We start from the raw sequence: 1,303 nt of genomic DNA on the forward strand, positions 1-1,303 counted from the left end.
CGCCTGGGTGCGCGACCTGGAGCAGGTCGTCATCGACGCCGCGGCCGCAGTCGGGGTGCACGCCGAACGGGTCGCGGGTCGCAGCGGCGCATGGATTCAGGGGACGGACGGCTCCCCCGCCGCCAAGGTCGGCGCCATCGGCCTGCACGTCGCCGAGGGCGTGACGAGCCACGGCATCGCGATCAACTGCGACAACGCCCTCGACGCCTACGCCGCGATCGTCCCGTGCGGCATCGCGGACGCCGGGGTCACGACGCTGAGCGCCGCGGCGGCGCACGTGGGGCTCGCTCCCGTGACCGTCGACGACCTCGCACCCCTGGTAGCGCACGGCGTCCAACAGGCCGTTGACGGCATGCACAGCGGCCACCGGATCAGCACGACGACCCCCAGCACCAGCACGAGCACGAGCACCAGCACCGCGCCCGCCCGACAGGAGACCCTCGTATGACCCTCGCCCCCGAAGGCCGCCGCATGCTCCGGGTCGAGGCCCGGAACGCCGAGACCCCGATCGAGACGAAGCCCGCGTGGATCAAGACCCGTGCCACGCAGGGCCCGGAGTTCCGCGAGCTGTCGAGCCTGGTGCGCGACAAGCAGCTGCACACCGTCTGCCAGGAGGCCGGGTGCCCGAACATCTTCGAGTGCTGGGAAGACCGCGAGGCCACCTTCCTGATCGGCGGCTCGCAGTGCACCCGTCGCTGCGACTTCTGCCAGATCGACACCGGCAAGCCGGAACCGCTCGACCGCGACGAGCCCCGTCGGGTCGCGGACTCCGTCGCGGAGATGGGCCTGCGGTACGCGACCGTGACCGGCGTCGCCCGCGACGACCTGCCCGACGGCGGCTCCTGGCTCTACGCCGAGACCATCCGGGCGATCCACGAGCACTCCCCCGGCACCGGCGTCGAGATCCTGGTGCCGGACTTCAACGGGCGACCGGACCAGCTCGGCCCGGTGTTCGACGCCCGCCCCGAGGTCTTCGCCCACAACGTCGAGACCGTCCCGCGGATCTTCAAGCGGATCCGGCCGGCGTTCACGTTCGAACGCTCCCTGGACGTCATCACCCAGGGCCGCGACGCCGGACTCGTCACGAAGTCGAACCTGATCCTCGGCATGGGCGAGGAGCGCATCGAGATCGAGGACGCCCTGCAGCGCCTGTTCGACGCGGGCACGGACATCATCACGCTGACGCAGTACCTCCGCCCGTCGCCCCGGCACCTGCCGGTCGCGCGCTGGGTCAAGCCGGAGGAGTTCGTCGAGCTCCGCCAGGTCGCCGAGCAGATGGGCTTCGCCGGGGTGCTCGCCGGAC

General features: G+C 71.8%; 1 protein-coding gene and 1 pseudogene. Both read left to right on the plus strand.

Going from position 1 to position 1,303, the window contains the following annotated elements:
- Positions 1 to 448, plus strand: a pseudogene (locus BIU91_RS15055) (hypothetical protein); the annotation flags it as partial.
- On the plus strand, positions 445 to 1,303 hold an 859-nt coding region (locus tag BIU91_RS15060), incomplete at its 3' end, for a lipoyl synthase (protein ID WP_171907858.1). The pseudogene BIU91_RS15055 and the gene BIU91_RS15060, both read left to right, overlap by 4 nt.

The sequence above is a fragment of the Curtobacterium sp. MMLR14_002 genome (assembly GCF_001864975.1).
Taxonomy (GTDB): Bacteria; Actinomycetota; Actinomycetes; order Actinomycetales; family Microbacteriaceae; genus Curtobacterium; species Curtobacterium flaccumfaciens.